The sequence below is a fragment of the Kribbella solani genome (genome assembly GCF_014205295.1).
Taxonomy (GTDB): Bacteria; Actinomycetota; Actinomycetes; order Propionibacteriales; family Kribbellaceae; genus Kribbella; species Kribbella solani.
This window is the reverse complement of sequence record NZ_JACHNF010000001.1, coordinates 3,123,012-3,145,334: the sequence shown is the minus strand read 5'-3', so window position 1 is coordinate 3,145,334 and position 22,323 is coordinate 3,123,012. Positions and strand designations below refer to the sequence as shown.

At 67.0% G+C, this 22,323-nt stretch carries 24 protein-coding genes; 15 read left to right on the top strand and 9 right to left on the bottom strand.

Annotated elements, in window-relative coordinates:
* Positions 1–25: 25 nt before the first annotated feature.
* A complete protein-coding gene (locus HDA44_RS14040; protein WP_184834506.1) occupies positions 26–967 on the top strand; it encodes a sigma-70 family RNA polymerase sigma factor in 942 nt (313 codons plus the stop codon).
* On the opposite strand, the gene HDA44_RS14035 is transcribed toward HDA44_RS14040, so the two are convergent.
* From HDA44_RS14035 to HDA44_RS14005, 7 genes are all read right to left on the bottom strand, one after another.
* Positions 953–1,447 (bottom strand): GNAT family N-acetyltransferase, encoded by a 495-nt coding sequence (locus HDA44_RS14035; RefSeq protein WP_184834504.1) that lies wholly within the window; start codon positions 1,445–1,447, stop codon positions 953–955. The genes HDA44_RS14040 and HDA44_RS14035 overlap by 15 nt on opposite strands.
* An 82-nt stretch (positions 1,448–1,529) precedes the next feature.
* Positions 1,530–2,501: an aldo/keto reductase gene (locus tag HDA44_RS14030; RefSeq protein WP_184834502.1), complete on the bottom strand. Its 972-nt coding sequence runs from the start codon at positions 2,499–2,501 to the stop codon at positions 1,530–1,532.
* 74 nt (positions 2,502–2,575) lie between these two features.
* Positions 2,576–3,052, bottom strand: a complete 477-nt coding sequence (locus HDA44_RS14025) for a MerR family transcriptional regulator (RefSeq protein WP_184834500.1) — start codon at positions 3,050–3,052, stop codon at positions 2,576–2,578.
* A 98-nt stretch (positions 3,053–3,150) separates the two neighbouring features.
* Positions 3,151–3,543, bottom strand: a complete 393-nt coding sequence (locus tag HDA44_RS14020) for a Fur family transcriptional regulator (protein WP_319038080.1) — start codon at positions 3,541–3,543, stop codon at positions 3,151–3,153.
* A 63-nt stretch (positions 3,544–3,606) separates the two neighbouring features.
* Positions 3,607–4,623 (bottom strand): metal ABC transporter permease, encoded by a 1,017-nt coding sequence (locus HDA44_RS14015; protein WP_238352444.1) that lies wholly within the window; start codon positions 4,621–4,623, stop codon positions 3,607–3,609.
* Positions 4,608–5,369, bottom strand: coding sequence for a metal ABC transporter ATP-binding protein (locus HDA44_RS14010; RefSeq protein WP_184834496.1), 762 nt, complete (start codon positions 5,367–5,369; stop codon positions 4,608–4,610). The genes HDA44_RS14015 and HDA44_RS14010 overlap by 16 nt, the downstream gene beginning before the upstream one ends.
* A complete protein-coding gene (locus HDA44_RS14005) occupies positions 5,366–6,307 on the bottom strand; it encodes a metal ABC transporter substrate-binding protein (protein WP_238352443.1) in 942 nt (313 codons plus the stop codon). The genes HDA44_RS14010 and HDA44_RS14005 overlap by 4 nt, the downstream gene beginning before the upstream one ends.
* Positions 6,308–6,359: 52 nt before the next feature.
* Here HDA44_RS14005 and HDA44_RS14000 point away from each other — a divergent pair, with 52 nt between their 5' ends.
* Positions 6,360–7,634: a YibE/F family protein gene (locus HDA44_RS14000; RefSeq protein ID WP_184834493.1), complete on the top strand. Its 1,275-nt coding sequence runs from the start codon at positions 6,360–6,362 to the stop codon at positions 7,632–7,634.
* Positions 7,635–7,725: 91 nt separating this feature from the next.
* The gene (gene eboE / locus HDA44_RS13995; RefSeq protein WP_184834491.1) at positions 7,726–8,877 is read left to right on the top strand and encodes a metabolite traffic protein EboE; all 1,152 of its coding nucleotides are present in this window, start codon (positions 7,726–7,728) and stop codon (positions 8,875–8,877) included.
* Here eboE and HDA44_RS13990 read toward each other — a convergent pair.
* Positions 8,874–10,094 carry an FAD-dependent monooxygenase gene (locus HDA44_RS13990; RefSeq protein ID WP_184834489.1) on the bottom strand — a complete coding sequence of 407 codons (1,221 nt, stop codon included), beginning with the start codon at positions 10,092–10,094 and terminating at the stop codon, positions 8,874–8,876. The genes eboE and HDA44_RS13990 overlap by 4 nt on opposite strands.
* Before the next feature lie 97 nt (positions 10,095–10,191).
* Between HDA44_RS13990 and HDA44_RS13985 the strand changes: the two genes are divergently transcribed.
* The gene (locus tag HDA44_RS13985) at positions 10,192–10,734 is read left to right on the top strand and encodes a TetR/AcrR family transcriptional regulator (RefSeq protein ID WP_184834487.1); all 543 of its coding nucleotides are present in this window, start codon (positions 10,192–10,194) and stop codon (positions 10,732–10,734) included.
* A 47-nt stretch (positions 10,735–10,781) separates the two neighbouring features.
* On the opposite strand, the gene HDA44_RS13980 is transcribed toward HDA44_RS13985, so the two are convergent.
* Positions 10,782–11,090 (bottom strand): DUF6703 family protein, encoded by a 309-nt coding sequence (locus tag HDA44_RS13980; protein ID WP_184834485.1) that lies wholly within the window; start codon positions 11,088–11,090, stop codon positions 10,782–10,784.
* 33 nt (positions 11,091–11,123) lie between these two features.
* Between HDA44_RS13980 and HDA44_RS13975 the strand changes: the two genes are divergently transcribed.
* The 11 genes from HDA44_RS13975 (at position 11,124) to HDA44_RS13925 (ending at position 22,322) form a co-directional block, all read left to right on the top strand.
* Complete coding sequence (locus tag HDA44_RS13975) at positions 11,124–11,405, top strand: antibiotic biosynthesis monooxygenase (protein ID WP_184834484.1); 282 nt, start codon at positions 11,124–11,126, stop codon at positions 11,403–11,405.
* 80 nt (positions 11,406–11,485) lie between these two features.
* The gene (locus HDA44_RS13970; protein ID WP_184834482.1) at positions 11,486–12,871 is read left to right on the top strand and encodes a glycine--tRNA ligase; all 1,386 of its coding nucleotides are present in this window, start codon (positions 11,486–11,488) and stop codon (positions 12,869–12,871) included.
* Between the two features lie 2 nt (positions 12,872–12,873).
* Positions 12,874–13,557 (top strand): hypothetical protein, encoded by a 684-nt coding sequence (locus HDA44_RS13965; protein WP_238352442.1) that lies wholly within the window; start codon positions 12,874–12,876, stop codon positions 13,555–13,557.
* Positions 13,558–13,559: 2 nt separating this feature from the next.
* Complete coding sequence (dusB, locus tag HDA44_RS13960) at positions 13,560–14,681, top strand: tRNA dihydrouridine synthase DusB (protein ID WP_184834480.1); 1,122 nt, start codon at positions 13,560–13,562, stop codon at positions 14,679–14,681.
* 144 nt (positions 14,682–14,825) lie between these two features.
* Positions 14,826–15,410, top strand: a complete 585-nt coding sequence (locus HDA44_RS13955; protein WP_184834478.1) for a dihydrofolate reductase family protein — start codon at positions 14,826–14,828, stop codon at positions 15,408–15,410.
* A gap of 236 nt (positions 15,411–15,646) precedes the next feature.
* Complete coding sequence (locus tag HDA44_RS13950) at positions 15,647–16,978, top strand: hypothetical protein (RefSeq protein ID WP_202887353.1); 1,332 nt, start codon at positions 15,647–15,649, stop codon at positions 16,976–16,978.
* Positions 16,945–18,270: an ABC transporter substrate-binding protein gene (locus tag HDA44_RS13945; protein ID WP_184834476.1), complete on the top strand. Its 1,326-nt coding sequence runs from the start codon at positions 16,945–16,947 to the stop codon at positions 18,268–18,270. Before HDA44_RS13950 ends, HDA44_RS13945 begins: the two co-directional genes overlap by 34 nt.
* Positions 18,271–18,272: 2 nt before the next feature.
* Positions 18,273–19,178 (top strand): carbohydrate ABC transporter permease, encoded by a 906-nt coding sequence (locus HDA44_RS13940; protein ID WP_184834474.1) that lies wholly within the window; start codon positions 18,273–18,275, stop codon positions 19,176–19,178.
* On the top strand, positions 19,175–20,068 hold the full coding sequence (locus HDA44_RS13935) for a carbohydrate ABC transporter permease (RefSeq protein ID WP_184834472.1): 894 nt from the start codon (positions 19,175–19,177) through the stop codon (positions 20,066–20,068). Before HDA44_RS13940 ends, HDA44_RS13935 begins: the two co-directional genes overlap by 4 nt.
* Positions 20,069–20,072: 4 nt before the next feature.
* Positions 20,073–21,302: an ABC transporter ATP-binding protein gene (locus HDA44_RS38045; RefSeq protein WP_184834470.1), complete on the top strand. Its 1,230-nt coding sequence runs from the start codon at positions 20,073–20,075 to the stop codon at positions 21,300–21,302.
* Between the two features lie 93 nt (positions 21,303–21,395).
* Positions 21,396–22,322 carry an acetylxylan esterase gene (locus HDA44_RS13925; protein WP_184834468.1) on the top strand — a complete coding sequence of 309 codons (927 nt, stop codon included), beginning with the start codon at positions 21,396–21,398 and terminating at the stop codon, positions 22,320–22,322.
* The last annotated feature ends 1 nt before the right edge of the window (position 22,323 follow it).

The following is a 22,323-nucleotide window of genomic DNA, read 5'->3' as shown; positions in this document are numbered from 1 at the left end:
CGATCCGGGCGGAGTACGTACGGCCATGGAGCGTGATGAGTTCGAGGCGCGGGTGGCGCCGTACCGGCGGGAGTTGCTGACGCACTGTTACCGGATGCTCGGTTCGGTGCACGACGCCGAGGACCTGGTGCAGGAGACCCTGCTGCGGGCCTGGCGGGCGATCGACCGGTACGACGAGACCCGCGCCTCGCTGCGTACGTGGCTCTACCGGATCGCGACGAACGTCTGCCTGACCGCGTTGAAAGGACGCGGCCGCCGCGCGCTTCCGTCCGGGCTGGTCGGTGCCGCGACCGATGCGCAGGCGCCGATCGAGCCGATGACCGAGGTGCCGTGGTTGCAGCCGTTCCCGACCGATCCGGCGGATGCGCTGAGTACGCGGGGGAGTTTGCGGCTCGCACTGGTCGCCGCGATGCAGTACCTACCGGCGAGGCAGCGCGCGGTACTCGTACTGCGTGATGTCCTGGATTGGCCGGCCGCGGATGTCGCCGAGGCGCTGGAAACCACCACTGCCTCGGTGAACAGTGCTTTGCAGCGGGCTCGTGCCCGGCTCGCCGAGATCGACCTGCAAGAAGAGGACGTGGCCGAGCCGGTCGACCAGGAGATCCGTACGGTCGTCGACGACTACGTCCGGGCCTTCGAGGCGGCGGATGTACAGGGCCTGACGCGCTTGCTGACCGAGCGGGTCGTGCTGGAGATGCCGCCGGCGCCGCTGTGGTTCGTCGGCCGGGACGCGTACGGCGAGTTCATGGAACGCGTGTACTCGCTGCGTGGCACGGCTTGGCGGATGTTGCCGACCGTGGCGAACGGACAGCCCGCCGCCGGCGCGTACGTACGCGGCGACGACGGGCGGTTTCACGCGCACAGCCTGCAGGTCTTCACCGTCGGCGGGACGGGGATCAGCCACAACATCACGTTCTTCGACCAGGACCTGTTCGGGTACTTCGGCCTGCCGCTACACCTTGAATGAGATCCAGAGGTCAGGTGTCGCGTCGGGCTTGCCGGCAGGCGGGCGGGCTTCCTGCGTCCACACGTCGCCGGACACTTCGGTCGCGACCCGCTGCCAGAACCGGACCGCCTTCTCGTTGTTCCCCTGGAACGCGACGTCGCACGGCCCGGGGTGGTGGGACAGCACCTCCTGCACTGCCCGGAGGCCCAGACCACCGCGGCGTACGGGGCGGACCATGAAGAACGCGTTCAGTACGTGTACTGGCTGTTGCAGCGCACGCATGAAGCAGAAGCCGACCGGGTTCTCGCCGAGCGACACCAGGTACCCGGCCCACTCCGGGTCGCCGGTCAGGACCTTCTCCAGCCACTCACCGCGGTAGCCGCCATCGGGCTGCGGCAGTTGCCCCTGGAACTCGGACAGGTCATGCCGGAACATCAGCCACAACCGCTCCATCACGGTCCGGTCGGAAGCCTCGACGCGACGCACCACTAGATCAGACATTGGTCTCCTCAAACGGGTTCAGAACGCAGCAAAGCCTCCCGTCGGAAGAATCCGATACGAGAGGCTTACTGTGAACAGTTTATCAACCCTGCGGCGCGGACTGTCCGGCGACCCAGCTCATGTCCGGGTAGCGGGTGCCGACCGATGTCAGCTTGGCCAGCGCCGCCAGGTCGGCGGCGGACAACTCCAGGCGTAGCGCGCCGGCGTTCTCCTCCAGGTACCGCCGCCGCTTGGTGCCCGGGATCGGCGCCACGTCATTGCCCTGGGCAAGCACCCAGGCAATCGCGACCTGGCCGGGGGTCGCGTCGTACCGGCCGGCGATCGCGCGGATCTCGTCGACCAGCGCGAGGTTCGAGTCCAGGTTCTCCGCGTCGAAGCGGGGGAGCGTACGGCGGTAGTCGTCGGCCGCGAGGTCCTTCGGCAGCGCGCCGGTCAGCATGCCCCGGCCGAGTGGGGAGTACGGCACGATCCCGATGCCGAGCTCCCGGCAGGCGGGCGCCACCGACTCCTCGATGTCCCGGCTGAACAGCGACCACTCGGACTGTACGGCGGTGATCGGGTGCACCGCGTACGCCCGCCGGATCGTGTCCGCGGACGCCTCGGACAACCCGAGGTACCGGACCTTCCCGGCTTCGACCAGCTCGGCCATCGCCCCGACCGTGTCCTCGATGGGCACGTCCGGGTCGATCCGGTGCTGGTAGTAGAGGTCGACGTGATCGACGCCGAGCCGTCGCAGCGACGCGTCGATCGCGGACCGGACGTACTCGGGCGAGCCGTTCACGGCGCGGGAGCCGGACAGCGGGTTGCCGGCAATGCCGAACTTGGTGGCCAGGAACACCTCGTCCCGGCGGTTGGCGATCGCCCGGCCGACCAGCTCTTCGTTCGCGCCGGTGCCGTAGATGTCGGCGGTGTCGAGGAACGTGATGCCGAGGTCGAGCGCGCGGTGCAGCGTGGCGACGGACTCGGCGTCGTCGGGCTCGCCGTACGCGTAGCTCATCCCCATGCAGCCGAGTCCCAGCCGGCTGACCTCGGCGCCTTGACTACCCAGTTTCATCGGAATCTCCAGTTCGTGGCATGGCTCCGCCGGCCGAGCGTCGCATCGACGGTCGGAAGAGCAGTGGGAAGGTGTTATGGGGCGGCGGTGCCGCCGTAGACGGTGATCTTGTAGTCGGTCACCGCCAGGGCGAGCTGCAGTTCGCGCAGCTGCCGCTGGATGCTCGCGCGGTGCTCCTGCATCAGAGCGAGCCGCTCGGGCTCGGTGTCAGGGCCCTGGTGTACGAGCTCCAGGTAGTGACTGATCGCGCCGATGGACATTCCGGAGGCGCGCAGCCTGGTGACGAACACGATCCGGGCCATCGCCTGCGGATCGTAGCTGCGGTAGCCGGCCGCGTCCCGGCCGACGGTGACCAGGCCGATCCGCTCGTAGTACCGCAGGGTGTGCGCGGTGAGGCCGGTGAGCTCGGCGGCCTCGGCGATCGAAAGGTGCTCGGGTAGATCGCCGGGGAGTTCGAGCAGGTGCAGAAGGTCTGGTTCGACCGGGGGCAGCTCGGAGCGGTGGTCCAGGATTGCCTGCCGGCGGTCCGCGAGCAGCTCGGTCGCGTTCATGTCTTCGACCGTACGCCTTTGAGCGCGCTCAAAGGCAAAGGTGACCTGCGCCACAGACCAACCCGCGCATGCGTCATCAGGTCAGGTTGTGCGACCGGTCAGGCGTTCTGGCACTCCTGGCAGGTGCCGAAGATCTCCAGCGTGTGGCTGATGTCGGTGTACCCGTGCTCGGCGGCCACCTTGTCGGCCCAGCGCTCCACCGCCGGCCCTTCGACCTCCACGGTCCGCCCGCAGTTGCGGCAGACCAGGTGATGGTGGTGGCCCTTGGAGCAGCGCCGGTACGCGGTCTCGCCGTCGGCGGTGCGCAGTACGTCGACCTCACGGGAGTCCGCGAGCGCCTGCAGGGTGCGGTAGACGGTGGTCAGGCCGACGGCCTCACCGGCGGACCGGAGCTCCAGGTGGATCTCCTGAGCGGTCCGGAAGTCGTCGATCTGGTCGAGCGCGTGCGCGACCGCCGCGCGCTGACGGGTCGAGCGTGTTCCGATAGCCACCGTTCCTCCTGTCGTCTCCATACCGCCTCCCAGTCTCTCAGAACTCAGCAACCCAGGAGCAACTCAGTGCTCGTCCCAGTGGTCACCGTGCGCGGCGTGCAGGTGACCGTCATGTACGTAATCGACGTGGTCGCCGTGTTCGACCTTCTGGTGACCGCAGGCCGGGTTATGCGCGTGCGGGTGCCCGGCACTGACCACATGTGGCGCCGGAGCCGGTACGCCGACTTCTGGCTCCTCGTCCGCGAGCGGGCGCTTCCGTCCGGCCCGGCGGCGCAGCAGCGTCCCCACCGTGGCGGCTACGACAAAGCCGGCCAGTGCCAGTACGACGATGGTTGCGCCCGGTGCGACATTGGCGTTGTACGAGGTGACGATGCCGGCCAAGCACGCCGCCACGCCAATCACACAGGCGGTCACGAACGTACTCCGGAACGACCGAGTCACCTGCTGTGCCGTCGCCACCGGAACCACCATGAGTGCACTGACCAGCAGCAAGCCCACTGTCCGCATTGCCACGGTTACAGTCACCGCGGCCATCACAGCGATCACCAGGTTGAGCAGTTGCACACGGAGCCCGGTCGTACGCGCGAACTCCTCGTCCTGGCACACCGCGAACAGTTGTGGGCCTAGACCGATCGCTACCACCAGTACGGCAACAGCCAGCCCGACTACGACGTACAGGTCGCTCTGGGACACCGTAGTGAGTGAACCGAACAGATAGGTGTTCAGGGTCGCAGCGCCTTGTCCGGCCAGCCCAATGAGCAGGACGCCGCCTGCTATGCCGCCGTAGAAGAGCAGTGCGAGCGCTACGTCACCAGTTGCCTTGCCACGGGACCGGACCAGCTCTATGGCTGTCGCACCAGCGATCGACACCAGTACGGCGGTCAGCACTGGTGCCTGCCCAGTGAGCAGACCAAGCGCGACACCGGTGATGGCGATGTGCCCGATCCCATCGCCCATCAACGAGAGCCGCCGCTGCACGAGGTACGTACCGATGGCCGGCGCCGACAGACCGGTAAGCAGCCCGGCAATCAGAGCCCGCTGCATGAACTCCAACTGGAACATGGTCATGACGGCAGCCATCCGGGATTGTCATCGGTGGTGTGGGAATGGTGTACGTGGGCGTGGGTCTGCGAGGCGTGCGGGGGGCCGTCGTAGACGATGCGGCCACGGCGCATCACCACGGAGCGGTCGATCAGCGCGTCCATCGGACCCAGGTCGTGGCTGACCATCACTACCGTCGTACCGCGCTCGACCCGCTCGCGGATCGCATCCGCGAAGATCTGCTGACTGGCCAGGTCGACACCGGCCGTCGGCTCGTCCAGGACCAGTAGGTCCGGGTCGGACACCAGCGCCCGCGCGATCAGTACACGCTGCTGCTGGCCGCCGGACAGCTCGGCGACCGCGTCCTTGCGCCGGTCGGCCATGTCCACCACCTGGAGCGCGTGCTCGATCGCCTGCTTGCCGTCGGCACCGAGCGGAGCGAAGAACCTCCGCTTCGACAACAGGCCGGACGACACCACCTCGTACACGGTCGCGGGCACGCCACCGGCCGCGGTGATCCGCTGCGGTACGTACCCGACGCGGCGCCACTGACGGAAGCGGGGGACCGGCGTGCCGAACAGCCGCACCTCACCGCGGGCCGCCGGCAGCAGTCCGACGATGGTCTTGATCAGCGTGGACTTGCCGGACCCGTTGGTGCCGAGCACGGCCAGTACCTCGCCTTGCCGGACCTGCAGGTCGATGCCGCGTAACACCAGGCGGCCGCCCAGGTCGACCGAAAGATCGGTGACCTGAGCGGCCGGCTGGCCCGGTTCGGTAGTGCTCATGAGCAGCCGTTGGCCTTCTGGAGTTCGCGCAGGTTCTCCTGCATCAGGGTCAGGTACGTTTCCTTGGAGTTCGCGTCCGAGAGACCCTCGATCGGGCTCAGTACGGCGGTCTTGACGCCGACGTCGTTCGCGATCGTCTCGGCCACCTTCGGACTGACCAGCTCCTCGTAGAAGATGGTGGTCACGTGCTGGGCCTTCACGATGTCCTGGACCTCCTTGATCCGGGTCGGCGTCGGTTCCGCGTCCGGGGTGAATCCGGCGATCCCGACCATCGTCAGACCGTACCGCTCGGCGAGGTACGCGAACGCCTCGTGACTGGTCACGAACGTCTTGAGCTTGCAGTTCGCCAGCCCGGTCTTGTACGCGGTGTCCAGCTTGCCGATCTGGTCGAGCAGTGCCTTCGCGCGCTCGTGGTACCCGGCGGCGTTCGCGCTGTCGACGCTGACCAGCTTGTCCTCGAACGCCTTGACGACGGCCGCGTACCGCACCGGGTCGAGCCAGAAGTGCGGGTCGAGCGCGTTCTTGCCGTGTGCCGTCTCGGCGCCGTCGGCGTGCTCCTCGAAGTCCGCGCCGGTGGCCTTCAGCTGAGCGGCCGGGGCGACGTCGAACCCGGCATCCGGCGCGTTCTGCGCGACCGCCTCGTCGACGGCCGGCTGCAGGTCCTTCTCGTACACGACCAGCTTGGCTTCGGCGATCGAGCCGACCTGCTTCGGCGTCAGCTCCAGGTCGTGCGGCTCGACGCCTGGGGCGGTCAGGGTGGTCACGTTCACCGCGTCGCCCCCCACTGTGCGGGCGATGAACTCGAGCGGGTAGAACGATGCCACCACGTCGAGCTTGCCGTCGCCGGAACCACTGGCGGAGGAGCCACCGCATCCGGCCAGGGTGACGGTGGCCAGGGCGGCGGCACCGGCGAGGACAGCTCGAAGACCAGATCTCATGACAATCATTTTCATTTAATTGGAACTGATTGTCAAAACAGGGAGTTCACCGATGGCCAGCCGCAACGTCGGGAGGCGGCGTGCCGCCCCCCGGGGCAACCGTTTCCGCAAGCTCGACATTCCCTCGGGCCACGGGCACGGTCATGGGCACGGCGACCACGTCGTCGACACCTCGGTGGTGGATTCGGACGCCGTGGTGGCCCGCCGGGTGCGGATCGTGGTCGCGGCGGTGCTGATCCCGTTGCTGACCGCGGCCGTGGTGATGATGATCGTGATGTGGCCGGGCAGCGGCGTGAAGGTCAGCTCGTACCAGACCGAGACCGCGCGCGGTGAGGTGACCGCGCTGAAGGCCTGCGCGGACGCGAAGGATCAGTGCGACGAGGCGACGGTCAAGCTGACCTCCGGCCCGGACCAGGGCAAGACCGCGCCGATCCAGGTGCCGAAGGCCGGGCAGTCACCGATACCGGTCAAGGTCGGGCAGACGCTGATGCTCGGCGTCCAGAGCGACGCGCGGACGATCGCGGACCGGTACCAGTACGTCGACCACGACCGGAGCAAGCCGCTGCTGGTCCTGGTGGCGATCTTCGCGGTCGCGGTGGTGGCGCTGTCGCGGTGGCGTGGGTTCGCGGCGCTGGTCGCGCTGGCGGTGACCGCGGTGATGCTGACCCAGTTCATCCTGCCGGCGATCCTGAAGGGGTCGAATCCGCTCGTGGTCGCGGTCGTCGGTGGGTCGGTGATCATGGCGATAGCGCTGTTCCTGACCCATGGCATCAACGCGGAGAGTTCGATCGCGCTGTCCGGCACGATCGCCGCGCTCGGGCTGACGGTGGTGCTCGGCTGGTTCTTCACCAAGTTCTGCCAGCTCAGCGGGCTGGCCTCCGAGGGCGCGTCCGCGGCCAAACAGTTCGCGCCGCACATCGACCTGACCGGGCTGCTGGTGGCCGGCATGGTGATCGGTGCGCTCGGGGTGCTCGACGACGTCACGGTCACCCAGGCAGCGGCGGTCTGGGAGCTCTCCGCGGCGAATCCGGCGGCAAAACGCCGTGAACTGCTCGGCGCGGGGTTGCGCATCGGCCGGACCCACGTCGCCTCGGTGGTGAACACGCTCGTCCTCGCGTACGCCGGTGCGTCGTTGCCGATCCTGCTGGTCTTCGCGATCCAGGATCTGCCGGCCCAGACCGTGCTGTCCACCGAACTGGTCGCGGTGGAAGTGGTCCGCGGTCTGGTCGGCAGCCTCGGCATCATCGCCGCCGTCCCGCTCACCACCGCGCTGGCCGCGATGGCGGTCGCGGACCGCTCCCGCAACCTGGTGGCCGCTGTCGAGTAGCGAAGCAACGTACCTGCTTCTACAGTGCTATTAGGTCACGGAAAGTCCGCTTGCGATTACTTTCGGTGTCCACACGGGGTGAGGAGCACTGATGAGGTTTCGTCATCGGGACGGTTCGATCGTCCATCTCGGCTACTGCACGACCGCGCATCCGGCGGCCGAACTCGACGGGCTGATCGACGGGCTCGACAACTGCGCCGGAGCAGTCCGCAAAGCACTTCGCGTACCGGTGCTCGGCGTCGGACTGTGGTTCCCGAGCCGACTGGCTGATCGGCTGGCCAACTCGCCGTCGTCACTCAGCAAGCTGCGCCGGTCGCTGCACCGCAACCGGTTGGAAGTGGTGACGCTGAACGGCACGCCACATGAGCTTTACACCGAGAAGGTCGTCGGTACGAAGCTGTACTGCCCGGACTGGACCGACCCGGAGCGCCTGCGCTACACGCTCGACCTGATCGACGTACTGGCTGACCTCCTGCCAACAGATGTGCCGTACGGGTCGATCTCCACCGTGCCACTGGCCTGGCGGATGCCCTGGTCGAGGACGCGGAGCCGCGCGGCACGAGAGGCGTTCGACCGGGTCGAGCAGCACCTTGCACGGACCGAGAGCCGTACTGGGCGAACGATCCGGCTCGCGGTGGAAACCGAACCGGGCTGTGTACTCGAAATGGTCGGCCAGGCAGCCGCATGGCTCGACCGCTACTCCAGTTCGGACAGCGGCGCTTCGCGGATCGGTCTGGGGCTGGATGCCTGCCATCTGGCCGTGCAGTTCGAGGAGCCGGACGAGGCGTTCGAGCTGCTCTGGCGGGCTGGAGTGGATGTGGTGAAAGGGCAGTTGTCAGTCGCACCGACGCTGGTGGACCCGGGCGACGCGTCAGCTCGCTACATGCTCGGTCAGCTCGGCACGGGAAAGTACCTGCGCCAAGTACGCGAGTGGGGTGGTCCTGGTGTGGATGACATCGAGCAGTCGTGGGAGTTGTCCGGACACGCTGCTTGGCGGATGCACGCGCACCTGGCCGCACATGCGGCGCCGCCGGCACCGTTGAGTACGACAACCGGCGTACTCAACGACTGCCTGACCAGACTGGTCGGTGGCGGTCATCCGCTCACGCACCACTTGGAGTCCGAGGTGTACGTGTGGCCGCGAGCGCCCAAAAGCCAGCAGTCCTTGGCGAAACGGATCACCAAGGAGCTGGCGTGGCTACGTGACCGGCTGACTGCACTGGGACTGCAGGAGGTGCACTAGACCGGCAGTCTGGTCAGGTCGCTGTAGTCAGGGAGCGGTACTGAGCTGATTGCCTTACCTACTGCGTTCTGGGACCAGATTAGTCGTTGGACTGCGGTTGGCAGCTTCGGAAGTACTGCTGCCGCGTGTGGCATCAGCCGGAGTGCCAATGATCCGCCGGGGATGATCGTGCCCATCACCTTCGGGCTGATGCGTCGGCTCAGGTCTGCGAGTGGCCGGATGATCCGCTCGTAGTTCCGCAGGCCGGACTGCAAGTCACTGCGTGCTGCGGCGAGTTCGCCGGCCAGAACGTACGCGGACACGACAGCAAGGCTCGTACCGCCACCAACTGCCGGGCCGGGGCAGTAGCCGGCGTCACCGACCAGTCCGATCCGGCCGCGGTACCAGCTGTCCAGAGTGATCTGGGAGATCGAGTCGAAGTAGAAGTCCTCGGCTGCGTCCAGGTGCTGCAGTAGCTGCGGCACCTTCCAGCCGTAGTCACCGAACTCCTTTGCCAGCAGGGCTTTCTGCTCGTTCTTGTCGCGGTAGTCGTACTGCAGCTCCGGCGCGCGGAACAGGAAGCCCGCACGGGTCAGTCCGGTCTGGCGTACGCCGTAGATGCCGACCAGCTTGCCGACCGACAGGTGGGCGAGTGTTCGGTTGCCCAGGCCGAAGAGGTCCGGCATCGAGAAGACAGCCAGGTACCCGCCGAGTGGGCGGTGCAACGGTCCCTCCGGGCCGAAGGCGAGGCGGCGTACGTTCGAGTGCAATCCGTCGGCGCCGACGACCAGGTCGAACCGGCGCTCCGTACCCGAGTCGAACGTGACGTCGACGCCGGTGCCGTCGTCGGACATCGTCGCGATCGAGTCTCCGAACAAGTACTCGGTGCTGTCGCGAGTGGTGCCGTACAGGATGCGGGTGAGTTCGCCGCGGAGGATCTCGACGTGGCTGCTGGACAGGCCCGCGTACATCCGGCCGAGATCGACCTGGACCGGCCGCTTGCCGAACCGTTCGATCGTCAGCGAGTCCAGGCGGGTGCGGGCCGCGTCGATCGCGTCCCAGCAGCCCATCCGGCGGGTGACCTCGGCGGCCGAGCTGAACAGGTCCACCGCGTGCCCGCCGAGCCCGTGCCGGAGCGCGGGCGTGCGTTCGACGATCGTCGGCTCGAACCCGTACCGGTGCAGCCAGTGCGCGAGTACCGGACCGGCCACGCTCGCACCCGAGATCAGGACCTTCATGACAACCTCCCGACGTTTGTTTACTTAACGGAAGGTAAGTAAACGGGCCGGGCGTTGTCAATGGCTTACTTAACGGAAGGTCAGATAATCTTGCGCTATGCCGAGACAACGGACCGGTGACACCCGGGCGCGGATTCAGCAGGCCGCGCTCGACCTGTTCGCCGAGCGTGGCGTGCGGCAGACCAGCCTGCGCGACATCGCCGAGCGCCTCGGCGTCACCAAACCGGCGCTGTACTACCACTTCGCGTCCCGCGAGGACCTGCTGAACAGCCTGGTCGAGCCGATGGTCAAGGACTTCGAGGCGTACGCGGCCGAGCTCCGCGCCGCCGCGCCGATCCAGCCGAAGGAACTGCTCGGCTCGTACTTCGACCTCGGCTACCGGCACCGGACGGTGATCCGGCTGGCGATCCGCGACCTGTCGGTGCTGCAGGAACTGAACCTCGCCGACCGCTTCATCGAGTGGCGCGGCGCCCTCGGCGAACTGCTCGTCGGCAGCAACCCGTCACTGTCCGACGTGGTCCGCTGCATGGTCGCGCTCGGCGGACTCTCCGACTGCGCGGTGATGATCGACCACGAGCCGGTGTCCGAGCTCCGCGCCGCCGCGGTCGAGGCAGCCTACGACAGCCTCGGCCGCCCGTAACTCAGCCGGCCGCGGTCTCGGCTGCCGGTGGTTGAGGTGCCGGTGGTTCAGCCGTTGGCGATTCGGGAGACTCCGAACAGCAGGATCACCAGGATCGAGAACAGCCGCAGGAACCGCGGCCCGGTGGTCACCGCCGGCCAGGACAGGAACGCCAGCCACCCGAGCAGCAACGCCAGCAACACCAGCGCCGGCACCCCGACCGCCACCGGAGCGAACACTCCGGCCAGCGCCAGCACCAAGGTGATCCCCGGCAACGTCAACTTCGGCGCACCATGCAGCTTCGCCACATACGGGTAACTCACCTTCGTGACCCGCTGCCGCAACCCACTCACCGACTGACCACTGGGGGAACTCATACCCCCATTGTTCCAGGTCCTACAGTGTTCCCCGTGTTCGTGGTGATCAGGTTCCGGGTGGCTGAGGCCGAGCAGGGTGGGTTTTCGGAGCGGGTTCGGGCCGCGGTCGAGGTGTTGTCGCGGCAGAAGGGGTTTGTTTCGGCGCGGGTCGGGCGGAACGTGGACGACCCGGAGTTGCTGGCGTTGACGCTGGAATTCGAGAACGTCGGGAGTTACCGGCGGGCGCTGTCGCCCTACGACGTGAAGCTCGCCGCCGTACCGCTGCTGTCGCAGGCGCTCGACGAGCCGACCGCATACGAAGATTTGCTGATGTAGCACGGATTCGATAGTGGGCGCCGGGGACCGATAGCCTGGTCTCTTCCGTTGATCGTCTGTGCCTGTTCTGGAGTCCAAAAGTGCCCGTCGAAACCGTCGATGCCGTCGTCAGCCTCAGCAAGCGGAGAGGCTTCGTGTACCCGTGCGGCGAGATCTACGGCGGTACCAAGTCGGCCTGGGACTACGGCCCGCTCGGCGTCGAGCTGAAGAACAACGTCCGGACCCAGTGGTGGCGCACAATGGTGACCGGCCGCGACGACGTGGTCGGGCTGGACTCGTCGGTGATCCTGCCGACCCAGGTCTGGGAGGCGTCCGGGCACCTGGCCGAATTCGTCGACCCGCTGACCGAGTGCCAGTCCTGCCACAAGCGGTTCCGTGACGACCACCTGCGTGAGGACTACGCCCGCCGGAAGAACAAGGACGCCGACGACGTCAAGCTGGCCGAGCTCGCCTGCCCGAACTGCGGTAACAAGGGCACCTTCACCGAGCCGCGGATGTTCAACGGCCTGCTGAAGACGTACCTCGGCCCGGTCGAGTCCGAGGAGGGCCTGCACTACCTCCGCCCGGAGACCGCGCAGGGCATCTTCGTCAACTTCGCGAACGTGATGGGCACCGCCCGGAAGAAGCCGCCGTTCGGCATCGCCCAGGTCGGAAAGAGCTTCCGGAACGAGATCACCCCCGGCAACTTCATCTTTCGGACCCGCGAGTTCGAGCAGATGGAGATGGAGTTCTTCGTCGCGCCCGGCTCGGACGAGGACTGGCACGAGTACTGGCTGAAGGCCCGCTGGGACTGGTACACCGGCCTCGGACTGAACCCGGACAACATGCGGTTCTACGAGCACCCGAAGGAAAAACTCAGCCACTACTCGAAGCGCACCGTCGACATCGAGTACAAGTTCAACTTCGGTGGCAAGGAGTTCGACGAGCTCGAAGGCATCGCGAACCGCACCGACTTCGACCTGACCACGCACTCGAAGCACTCCGGCGCCGACCTGTCGTACTTCGACCAGGAAAAGGGCGAGCGCTGGACCCCGTACGTGATCGAGCCCGCGGCCGGCCTGACCCGGAACGTGCTCGCCTTCCTGCTGGACGCGTACACCGAGGACGAGGCGCCGAACGCGAAGGGCGGCGTCGACAAGCGGACCGTGCTGCGCTTCGACCCGCGGCTCGCGCCGGTCAAGGCCGCCGTCCTGCCACTGTCCCGGAACGCCGACCTGTCCCCGAAGGCCCGCGACCTGGCCGCCGAGCTGCGGCGGAACTGGAACGTCGACTTCGACGACGCCGGCGCGATCGGCCGCCGCTACCGCCGCCAGGACGAGATCGGTACGCCGTACTGCATCACCGTCGACTTCGACACTCTGGAGGACCAGGCGGTGACGATCCGGGAACGCGACTCGATGAAGCAGGAGCGGGTCGCGCTGACCGAGGTCACCGGCTACCTCGCCCAGCATCTGGTGGGTTGCTGACGATGAAGCTGACGGGGGAGCGGGTACGTTTCGGGCTGGCCGTTTTCGGTCTCACGGCCCTGGTCGTGTTCGTGCTGTCGTCCTGCTCGGACAGCAAACCGGAGGCCTCGCCCTCGAACGGGACGAGCTCGTCCGGCCCAGGTCAGTCGTCGGGTACGCCGGTCCCGTCCGCGTCGACGCCGGTGCTGACCGCGCTGCCCACGCCGAGTACGCCGTGGCCGACGCCGAAGGTCACCGGCGCGCCGGCCGACGACGCGCCGCTGGCGGACCGGATCACGTTCGCGATCTCCAAGCAGACCCAGATCGCGGCCGGCCGCGCCGCGAAGACCACGGTCAAGTGCCCAGGCATCGACAAGGTCGAAGCAGCCGGTCAGCACAAGCTCGATTGCACGGTCACGTACGCCGGGAAGCCGTTCACCGGCACGCTGACGGTCGACTCGAAGCAGTACACGGCGTCGTACAAGTTCACCTCCGAGGAGGTGGCGATCGTCCGGGCGAAGGTGGTCGACGCCGTACTCCGGGCCGCGTCCGATGCCGCGAAGGTGACCTGCGAGATGGAGGACGTCGGCATCGTCGTCCATTCCGGCCTGCCGATCGGGTGCAACGTGACGACGACCGGCAACGCCGTCCAGGAGTACCGCGCCCAGGTCACCGGCAACGGCCAGGTCACGGTGAAGAAGGCGTAGTCGTGCTCAAGCTTGGCAATCTGACGATCGACACACCGGTGGTGCTGGCGCCGATGGCCGGCATCACCAACGCCGCGTACCGGCGGCTGTGCGCCGAGCAGGGCGCCGGCCTGTACGTGTGCGAGATGATCACGTCCCGCGGGATCGTCGAGGGTGATCAGAAGTCGCTCGACATGCTCACTTTCGACGCGCGCGAGACGGTACGGTCGGTGCAGCTGTACGGCGTCGACCCGGTGTACATCGGGCGGGCCGTAGAGATCCTGTGTGCTGCGTACGGGGTCGCGCACATCGACCTGAACTTCGGCTGCCCGGTGCCGAAGGTGACGCGCAAGGGTGGCGGGGCGGCGCTGCCGTGGAAGCGGAATCTGCTCGGCGCGATCCTGCGCTCGGCGGTGCGGGCGGCGGAGCCGTACGGGATTCCGGTGACGATGAAGACGCGGATCGGGATCGACTCGTCGCACCAGACGTACCTCGACGCGGGCCGGATCGCGGAAGAGTCCGGCGCGGCGGCGATCGGGCTGCACGGGCGTACGGCGGCGCAGGCGTACTCCGGGCAGGCGGACTGGTCGACGATCGCCGAGCTCGTCTCGCAGGTTTCGATTCCGGTGCTCGGGAACGGGGACATCTGGGAGGCGGGCGATGCGCTGCGGATGGTCGCGGAGACCGGCTGCGACGGAGTGATCGTCGGGCGCGGGTGCCTGGGGCGGCCGTGGCTGTTCCGCGATCTCGCGGTCGCGTTCGGTGGGGGCGAGGCGCTGAACCTGCCGACCCTTGGCGAGGTCGCGGTGGTGATGCGGCGGCACGGTGAGCTGCTGGCCGATCTGATGGGGGAGCAGCGCGGGTTGCGCGACTTCCGGAAGCACGTGCCGTGGTACCTGAAGGGGTTCCCGGCCGGCGGTGAGCTTCGCGCCGCGCTGGGCATGGTCGACAGTCTGGCTCGGCTGGACGAGCTGCTTGCCGAGCTGGACCCGGCGGTGCCGTTCCCGGTCGCCGAGCTGGGCGCTCCGCGCGGTCGGCAGGGGAGTCCGCGTGACCACATCGTCCTGCCGCAGGGCTGGCTGGACGACACCGACGGTCTCACCGCCGACCTGGCCGACGCGGAGATCGGCGTGTCCGGCGGCTGATCTCCTGTCGGTTCCGGTGCGGCGCCGAGCTACCGCCGGTCGTTTGTCGGTTCCGGTGCAACGGCGCCGAGCTACCGCCGGTCGTTTGTCGGTTCCGGTGCGGTCTGTTCGTTGCACTGGTAACCGGATCTCAAGGAGTTCATCATGACCGCGCTGTACACCTTCGACATCTTCTGCACGCTGGACGGCTTCGGCTCGTACGACGAGCCCGGTGACTGGGGCGGTTACTGGGGCAAACAGGGCCCCGAGTTCCTCGACCGCCGCCTGGCTGCCCTGTCCGAGGACCAGCGCCTGGTCCTCGGCGCCAACACCTACCGGCAGTTCGTCGAAATCCTCGGCCCGTCGCCGGCGGATTCCGCGTACGCGGACCCGGTCAACACCCGGATGATGACGATGCCGATCACCGTCGTCTCCAGTACGTTGTCAGCCCCACTGACCTGGTCGAACGCCACGCTCGAGTCCGGCGACGCGGTGGAGATCGTCACCCGCCTGAAGCAGGAATCCGACGTCCCGCTCCGCTCCCACGGCAGCCTGTCCCTGAACCGCGCCCTGATGTCCGCGGGCCTCGTCGACCGCCTCCAGGTCACCATCTTCCCGGTCCTCACCGGCCGCACCGGCGCCGACCCGATCTTCCACGGAGCCGCCGACTACGACCTGGAACTCATCGACTCCCGAACCCTCGACCACAACATCCAAGAACTCATCTACCACCCGACCCTCCACCCCTGACCACCCACTCCAACAGCGCCGGCTGCTGCCATTTGGGGGGTTAACGTCCCGGCGCACCCCTTCACCAGTTGGGTGCGGGTGGTGAAGGGGCGAGGGCGGAGGTTCACCGCTGAAATGGTTCTGGGGGTGGGTGATCGAATCGCGGCTGATCTCTTGACCTGATGGGGCAATTCGGGGGAACTTTGTCGGCATTGGATTTACGAGTCATTTCCGAACCTGGTTCGTAAAGGAGTGCCGTGGGCATCGTGATCGGAGTCGTCACCCATGCGGCTCACCACGAGTTGTTCCAGGACGCCGCGCGGACCTTGGGCGGGGTGGATCTCGCCTGGGTCAGTTACGACCACGAGGACGAGATCCGCGACCGGGTCGCCGAGTTCCTGAGTACGACCCGGCTCGACGGGTTCCTGGCCGGCCCGGTGCCGTACACGGCCAGTCGCGAACTGCTTCCGCCCGGGCTGCCGGTGGGCGTGATCCGCTCGTCGGCGCTCGATCTGACCCTCGCGCTCTATCGCGCCCAGGAGCGCGGTTGGGTGCGTACGCCGGTGAGCATCGACACCTTCGCGGCCGATGCGGTCGAGGCGGTCGCGACCGCGCTGGACCTCGACCAGGACCAGGTCGCCTGCCTGCCGTACGCGCCGACCCAGACCGTGGACGAGATCGCCGAGTTCCACCGGGACGCGTACCGGCGGTTCGGCGAGCGCAGTTTCGTGATCAGCGTCCGCGCCGCGGTTCGGGAACAGCTGGCCGGCCGGCTGCCGATCATCAGCGGGATGCCGGTACCGGCCACGATCCGGACCGAGCTGCACGAGCTCGCGTTGCGGATCGAGTCGGACCGGGCCAGCGCGCAACGGTTCGCCGCCGGGGTCTTCCTGATTTCGCAGTCCACGGACGAGGAACGCGCCCGGATCGGACTGATGAACCAGCTGCTCAACACCCCGGAGTTCGCCGGCGCCTGGATCGAGAACCGCGGGCGCCGCGGGGTGGTCGTGTTCGCGCACAAGGCGTTGTTCGAGCGCATCACCCAGAACTGGGTCGGCGTACCCGCGCTGGCCGAGGCCGCCGCGGCGCTCGGGGTACAGATCTCGGCCGGGTTCGGGGTCGGCGTGTCCGCGCGCAACTGCGTGCTGCTCGCCGAGCAGGCCGCGGCGCGGGCTGAACTGTCCGACGAACCTTGCGCGTACCTGTTCGAGGACAGCGGCGTCGTGATCGGACCGATGGGTCCGGCCGGCGAGGCGCTGCGGTTCTCGTACCGCGAGCACGGCGACGAAATCGAACAGCTGGCGAAGTACGTCGGTCTGAGTGCGACCACCGTTTCCCGGCTGGCCGCGCTGGACCAGGAACTGCAAGGCCGCACGCTCTCGCCTGGAGAGCTTGCCGGTCATCTCGGCATCACGGATCAGAGCGGACGCCGGCTGATCCGCACCCTCGACGCGGGCGGCTTGGTGAGTGCCGAAGGCACCGCCCAGCACCATCCGAAGGGACGCCCGTCGCGCCTGTACCGACTACGCATCGCCCAAGCGTTGGAGGCACAACCATGGAGCTCACCCGCCGGAACATCCTCAAGTTAGCCGGTCTCGGCCTGACCACCCCTGCCCTGCTGTCCGCCTGTTCGAACGGCAAGTCCGGAGGTGGTGGTGCCGGCGACGGCAGCGTGAAGTTCGAAGGCTGGGACTACGAAGCCGCGCTGGTCCAGCAGAACCTCGACAACTTCACCAAGACCAGCAACATCAAGGTCGACTACACACCGATCACGAGCGCGCAGTACGTCCAGAAGGTCGTTGCCGAGTTCACCGGTGGTGGCGGCCCGGACGCGCTGTACGTGTACGACGACTCGCTCGCGGCCTGGGTCGAGGGCGACTACCTGCAACCGCTCGACGGCCTGCCTGGCGTCGACGCGGTGTACGACGCGATCTACCCGGGCAACGCGGAGGCGATGACGTACGGCGGAAAGCGCTACGGGCTGCCGTACTACACCGACTCGAACTGCCTTGTTTACAACGCCGAAATCCTTGCCAAGGCCGGGATCAGCAAACCGCCGGCCAGCTTGGACGAACTCGAGGCCCAGGCCGTCAAGATCAAGAACGCCGGCCTTCTGCAGTACCCGATCGGTCTGCCTGCCCAGCTGTCCGACACCTGGTGGGCCTGGGTGTGGGCTTTGGTATACGGAAGTGGCGGCAGCATGTTCGACGACCAGCAGGCGCCGATCATGAACACCAGCGATCACGTGACCAAGGACGTGTTCACCTGGTTGCAGCATGCCGCGAGCACCACCAAGGTGATCGACCCGGCGTCGCTGCAGTTGCTCCCGGTGCCGATCGACAACGCGATGAAGTCGAACCGGTACGCGTTCACGATCGGCGCCCGGTACGCCCTGCGTGACTACAACGATCCGGCCAAGTCGAAGGCAGCCGGGAAGATGAAGATGGCGCTGATGCCGAGCCTGGACGGCAAGGTGCACGGCACGGTCAGCAACACCCGGCTGTACGCGCTGGCCAAGGACACCGAGGTCAAGGACAACGCCGTCAAACTGCTGACGTACCTGGGTGGGCTCGGCGCGGACAAGAAGCCGTACACCGCGCGGTTCTGGTTCCTGCAGCGCGGTCTCGGGTTCGCGTACAAGTCGATGGCGACCGATCCGGAGATCGTCGCGGCGCTGAAGAAGTTCGCCGATCCGGCCGTGTACGCGCACCTGGCCGAGATCGCGAAACCGCGGAACGTGCTCGGGGTGCCTTGGTATACCGAATTCGAGACCGAGATGCACAAGGTCGTGCAAGGGGTGCTGAGCAACCAGACGCAGCCGTCCGCCGCGGTCGACTCGCTCGCGCGGACCGCCGGGACGTTGAAGAAGAAGTACTCCTGAGCATGGTCGCTTTCACCGAACGCCGCCCGCTGGGCGACACCGCCAAGGCCTGGGCGCTGAACGCCCCGGCGATGGTGGTGATCGCCCTGCTGGTCGCGTATCCGATCGGGTACTCCTTCTACGTCAGCCTGCAGAAGCACAACCTGAAACGCCCGCGGGCCAGGCGGTTCATCGGGTTCGACAACTACAAGGCATTGCTCGGCGACGACGCGTTTCTGTCCGCGTTGAAGGTGTCGGCGCTGTTCGTACTCGTGGTGCTCGGGCTGACCGTCGTACTCGCGCTGATCCTGGCGCTGGTGCTGAACGAACGGTTCCGTGGTCGCGGATTGTTGCTGAGTCTCGCTTTGTTGCCCTGGGTAATGCCTGGGGTAGTGAACGGCCTGATGTGGCGGACGATCTTCGACGCGAAGACAGGTGCGTTGAACGGCCTGCTGCAACAGCTCGGTCTGATCGAGAACTATCACGCCTGGCTGACGTCGGGCACCGGCGCGTTCCTCTTCACCGCGCTGGCGCAGGTGTGGAACACGCTGCCGTTCTCGGTCATCATCCTGCTCGCCGGATTGTCGACAATCCCATCAGAGTTGTACGACGCGGCGACGGTCGACCGGGCGGGTGCCTGGCGGCGCTTCACCCAGGTCACCGTGCCGTGGCTCCTGCATCCGCTCCTGATCGTGCTGATCCTGGAGACGATGAACGCGTTCCGCGCCTTCGACACCATCTACGTACTCACCGGCGGCGGACCCGGTGACGCGACGACCACGATCGCGCTGCTCGACGTACAAACCGTCCTGACCTTCACCGACTTCGGTCTCGGCAGCGCGTACGCCTGGGTGATCACCGCGATCACGCTGCTGATCTCGGTCGGCTATATCGGGCTCCTCTACCGGAAAGGAAACTTCGAGGCATGAGTACCGCCGTGAAAGTTCCGCTCCGGTACCGGATTCCGTGGAAGAAGATCGCGCTTTACGTACTGGCGGTGGTGTTCGGGTTGTACCTGGTGCTGCCGTTCTACTGGATTGTCGCGATGAGTTTCATGCACGAGGTGGATGCGATCTCGGTGCCGCCGCACTGGATTCCGGTGCATCCGACCCTGGAGAACTACCTCGGGTTCGTACGCCCGGACGATGCGCAGCAACTGGTCGGTGGACGGGCAGTTTCGGAAACGCCGTACTCGTTGCGGAACAGCCTGATCGTGGCGACGGCGACCGCCGTGCTGAACCTGGTGCTGGCCACGTTCGCGGCGTACTCGTTCTCCCGGCTGAAGTTCCGCGGGAGCCAGGTGCTGCTCGTGCTGTACCTGCTCACCCGGATGGTGCCGGGGATCGCGATCATCATTCCGTTCTATTTGCTGATGCGATCGTTCGGGTTGCTGGACACGTACCTGGCGCTGATCCTTTCGTACACGACGTTCGCGTTGCCGATCACGATCTGGATTCTGAAGGACTTCTTCCGGTCGGTGCCGCGCGAACTGGAGGAGGCCGCCCGGGTGGACCGGTGCGGCTGGTTCCGGACGATGTGGACGGTTTTCCTGCCGGTGGCCGCGCCGGGACTGGTGGCGGCCGCGGTGTTCGCGTTCATGACCGCGTGGAACGAGTTCATGTTCGCGTTGTTCCTGACCAGTTCGAAGGCGGCGAAGACGATTCCGGTGGTGGCGGCCAATTTCGCCACCGATTTCAACACCCAGTTCACCGTGATGGCCGCGGCCGGTGTGCTCGCGGTGGTCCCACCCCTGGTACTCGCTCTGCTCTTCCAGCGCAAGCTGGTCCAGGGCATGGCAGCCGGATCAGTGAAGGGCTGAGGCGATGGCTGAAGTGCGTTTGGAGAATGTCAGCAAGTCGTTCGGCGGCAAGACCGTTGTCGACAATCTGAACCTGACCGTCGAGGACCGCGAATTCCTCACCCTGGTCGGCCCCTCCGGTTGTGGAAAGTCGACAACCCTACGAATGATCTGCGGGCTGGAACGGGCCAGCGCGGGGAACATCTTCTTCGACGGCAAACCGGTCAGCTGGCTGCCGGCGAACAAGCGGGACGTGTCGATGGTGTTCCAGAGCTACGCGCTCTACCCGCACCGGACGGTCCGGCAGAACATCGGCTTCGCGCTCAAGATGATGCGGGTGCCGAAGGCAACGATCGAGGAGCAGGTCCGGCAGGCCGCGCGAACGCTGGACATCGAGGACCTGCTGGACCGCAAACCCCGCGAACTGTCCGGCGGCCAGCGGCAACGCGTCGCCCTCGGCCGGGCGATCGTCCGCGACGCCGGCGCCTACCTGCTGGACGAACCGCTGTCGAACCTGGACGCCCAGCTCCGCGTCCTGATGCGGGCCGAGATCAAACGGCTGCACGTCGACGTGGCCCGCACCTTCATCTACGTCACCCACGACCAGGTCGAGGCAATGACCATGTCCGACCGGATCGCCGTCATGCGCGACGGCGTGATCCAGCAATGCGCGACCCCCGAAGAAATCTACGAACGCCCCGCGAACCGCTTCGTAGCCTCCTTCATGGGCTCACCCCCGATGAACTTCCTCACCGGCGACCTCGTCCACGAGGGCAGCACCCTCCACTTCCGCTCCCCGGCCCTGACCCAACCCCTCCACCCACCAACCCACCCCGCCGGCCCCACCTCCGCCGACCCCACATCCGCCGACCCCACATCCGCCGGCTCCACCTCCGCCCGCCCCGCCTTCATGGCGGCCGAATCCGCAGTGGCCGACACGGTTGCCGGATCCACGGCGGCCGAGTCCGCGGTGGTTTCCGGTTCTTCCCGTCAGGTGGTGCTCGGTATCCGGCCGGAGGACATCACGTTGTCCACCACGCCGGCCGACGGTCACCACCCCGGCAAGGTCTTCGTCACCGAACCCCTCGGCCCCGACGTCCTGGTCACCGTCCGCATCGAAGGCGAACTGATCCGCGCCCGAGTCCCCACCCCCTTCCGCCTCGGCCACGACAGCACCGTCCACGTCGCCTTCAACCCCAACCGCCTGCACCTCTTCCACCCCACCACCGGCACCGCCCTGCAATCCCCCCGATGAACCACCACCAGCACCACACGCACACCTCAAACCTGCACCCCGCGCTCCGGGGCGCCGGCCTGAGACTCCACTTGTCTGGGAAGGAAAACGCTCTTGCGGGACATAGAGAATTTTGCAGTCGAGGTCGAGCGACCAGCTGATTTCGACGAGTTCTGGGCCGCCGGCCTGGCGGACTGTGCTTCCTATCCGCTGGACCCCGTGCTGACCGAGCAGCCGGCACTCTCCACCGAGACGGTGATTGTCTACGATCTGCAATACACCAGCTACGGCGGCCTGCGGATCGCCGGCTGGTACACAACCCCGCGCAACCGCCCCGGCCCACACCCGGCCCTGGTCACGATTCCGGGGTACATCTCCGAGCCGACGATCCCGAAGGAGTGGTCCGAGCTCGGGTACGCCGCGCTCGCCGTCGCGCCGCGCGGCAAGCTGCGCTCGAACAGTGTCTTCAACCCGGGTTATCCCGGCCTCCTGACCCACAACATCGTCGACCCGAACACCTACGGCTACCGCGGCTTCTACCTCGACGTCGTCCGCGCGGTCGAAGTGCTGCTGGATCGTCCGGATGTCGACAATCAGCGGATCGGCTTGCAGGGCTCCAGCCAGGGCGGCGGCCTCGGCATCTCCACCGCGGCGCTGATGCCCGACGCGATCCGCTGCGTCGCGGCCGGCGCCCCGTACCTGTGCGGCATCATGACCGCGCCGACGCTCACCCGCTCGTACCCGTACGAAGAGATCAACGAGTACCTGCGGATTCACCCCAAAGACGTGGACCGGGTCCGCGAGACGGTCGCGTACTACGACGGGCTGAACTTCGCGCCGAAGGTACAAGCGCCGACCTTGCTGTATGTCGGGATGGAAGACGATGTCTGCCCACCGGAGACCGGCTTCGCCTTGCACCGAGCGCTGACCTGCGAGAAGACGCTGCGCAGGTACCCGCACTGCGCCCACCACGCCGGTCTGCCCGACGTGATGCGCGTCGTCGAGGACTTCTTCGCCGAACACCTCACCCCGGAAAGGTGAA

Coding starts and splice junctions, on each gene's coding strand:
- HDA44_RS13945 (WP_184834476.1), top strand. CDS start 16,945: ATGGAGCTCACCCGCCGGAACATCCTCAAGTTAGCCGGTCTCGGCCTG.
- HDA44_RS13935 (WP_184834472.1), top strand. CDS start 19,175: ATGAGTACCGCCGTGAAAGTTCCGCTCCGGTACCGGATTCCGTGGAAG.
- HDA44_RS13990 (WP_184834489.1), bottom strand. CDS start 10,094: ATGAAGGTCCTGATCTCGGGTGCGAGCGTGGCCGGTCCGGTACTCGCG.
- HDA44_RS13955 (WP_184834478.1), top strand. CDS start 14,826: ATGACCGCGCTGTACACCTTCGACATCTTCTGCACGCTGGACGGCTTC.
- HDA44_RS13940 (WP_184834474.1), top strand. CDS start 18,273: ATGGTCGCTTTCACCGAACGCCGCCCGCTGGGCGACACCGCCAAGGCC.
- HDA44_RS14030 (WP_184834502.1), bottom strand. CDS start 2,501: ATGAAACTGGGTAGTCAAGGCGCCGAGGTCAGCCGGCTGGGACTCGGC.
- HDA44_RS38045 (WP_184834470.1), top strand. CDS start 20,073: ATGGCTGAAGTGCGTTTGGAGAATGTCAGCAAGTCGTTCGGCGGCAAG.
- HDA44_RS14025 (WP_184834500.1), bottom strand. CDS start 3,052: ATGAACGCGACCGAGCTGCTCGCGGACCGCCGGCAGGCAATCCTGGAC.
- HDA44_RS14040 (WP_184834506.1), top strand. CDS start 26: ATGGAGCGTGATGAGTTCGAGGCGCGGGTGGCGCCGTACCGGCGGGAG.
- HDA44_RS14035 (WP_184834504.1), bottom strand. CDS start 1,447: ATGTCTGATCTAGTGGTGCGTCGCGTCGAGGCTTCCGACCGGACCGTG.
- HDA44_RS13965 (WP_238352442.1), top strand. CDS start 12,874: ATGAAGCTGACGGGGGAGCGGGTACGTTTCGGGCTGGCCGTTTTCGGT.
- HDA44_RS14015 (WP_238352444.1), bottom strand. CDS start 4,623: ATGGCTGCCGTCATGACCATGTTCCAGTTGGAGTTCATGCAGCGGGCT.
- HDA44_RS14010 (WP_184834496.1), bottom strand. CDS start 5,369: ATGAGCACTACCGAACCGGGCCAGCCGGCCGCTCAGGTCACCGATCTT.
- HDA44_RS14000 (WP_184834493.1), top strand. CDS start 6,360: ATGGCCAGCCGCAACGTCGGGAGGCGGCGTGCCGCCCCCCGGGGCAAC.
- HDA44_RS13980 (WP_184834485.1), bottom strand. CDS start 11,090: ATGAGTTCCCCCAGTGGTCAGTCGGTGAGTGGGTTGCGGCAGCGGGTC.
- HDA44_RS14005 (WP_238352443.1), bottom strand. CDS start 6,307: ATGAGATCTGGTCTTCGAGCTGTCCTCGCCGGTGCCGCCGCCCTGGCC.
- HDA44_RS13985 (WP_184834487.1), top strand. CDS start 10,192: ATGCCGAGACAACGGACCGGTGACACCCGGGCGCGGATTCAGCAGGCC.
- eboE (WP_184834491.1), top strand. CDS start 7,726: ATGAGGTTTCGTCATCGGGACGGTTCGATCGTCCATCTCGGCTACTGC.